The 1,209-nt window shown below is 69.6% G+C and carries 1 protein-coding gene; it reads left to right on the top strand.

Annotated elements, in window-relative coordinates:
* The coding region (locus GH736_RS23180; RefSeq protein ID WP_159607398.1) for a lipase maturation factor family protein at positions 1-1,155 on the top strand (1,155 nt) is incomplete at its 5' end.
* Between the last annotated feature and the right edge of the window lie 54 nt (positions 1,156-1,209).

The following is a 1,209-nucleotide window of genomic DNA, read 5'->3' as shown; positions in this document are numbered from 1 at the left end:
CCGCCCTGGGTGCCGCTCGTCGTGTTCCTCGCGCTGTGGCTGCTCTACCTCTCGATCGTGAACGTCGGCCAGACGTTCTACGGCTTCGGCTGGGAGATGCTGCTCTGCGAGGCGCTCTTCACGGTGGCGTTCCTCGGGTCGAACGACCAGCCCCCGCCCGTCACGATCATCGTCGCGATCTGGTGGCTGGTGTTCCGCCTCGAGTTCGGGGCCGGCATGATCAAGATCCGCGGCGGGCGGGAGTGGCGGGACCTCACCGCGCTCATGTACCACCACGAGACGCAGCCGATGCCGAACCCGCTCAGCCGGCAGGCGCACCTGCTGCCGAAGTGGTTCCACCGCGGTGAGGTGCTCGGGAACCATTTCGCCCAGCTCATCGTGCCGTTCCTGCTGTTCGTGCCGGGCCCGGTCGGGTCGATCGCGGCCGCCGTCGTCATCCTGACCCAGCTCTGGCTCATCGTCACCGGCAACTTCGCGTGGCTGAACTGGATCACGGTCGTGCTCGCGGCATCCGCCATCACCGACTCGGCGTGGCACCGGCTCATCCCGGCGATCCCCGACGACCTGGGCACGGATGCCGCGACGACGCCGCTCTGGTGGACGGTCGTGGTGCTCGCGGCATCCGCCCTGCTGCTGGTGCTCAGTTGGTGGCCGATCAGGAACCTGCTCTCGCGACGGCAGCTCATGAACGCGAGCTTCAACCGGTGGATGCTCGTCAACGCGTACGGGGCGTTCGGCACGGTGACGAAGCGACGCATCGAGATCATCGTCGAGGCCACGCTCGACGAGTTGCCCGACGACGACTCGGACTGGCGCGAGTACGCCTTCAAGGGCAAGCCCGGCGATGTGCGCGCCGTGCCGCGGCAATGGGCGCCGTACCACCTGCGGCTCGACTGGCTGATGTGGTTCCTGCCGCTCGGCCGCATGTGGGAGCCGTGGTTCGAGATGTTCCTGCTGCGCCTGCTGGAGGCGGATCAGGCGACGCTGCGGCTCCTCGCCCACGACCCGTTCGATGGGGCGCCCCCGCGCTGGGTGCGCGTGCACGCCTACCACTACCGCTTCACGACGCACGCCGAGTACCGGGCGACCCGTCAGCGGTGGATCCGCACCTTCGAGCGCGAGGTCATCGGGCCCGCGGGGATGCGGGCCGACTAGCGGGGGTCGCTCCTGGGCGCGGCGGTCCCGGCCGCGTGCTCGGGCGCCGACTCG

Source organism: Agromyces humi, assembly GCF_009720255.1.
In the GTDB taxonomy this organism is placed as follows: domain Bacteria; phylum Actinomycetota; class Actinomycetes; order Actinomycetales; family Microbacteriaceae; genus Agromyces; species Agromyces humi.
Note: the sequence above shows the minus strand (reverse complement) of the source record. Positions and strands in the feature narration are given on the sequence as shown.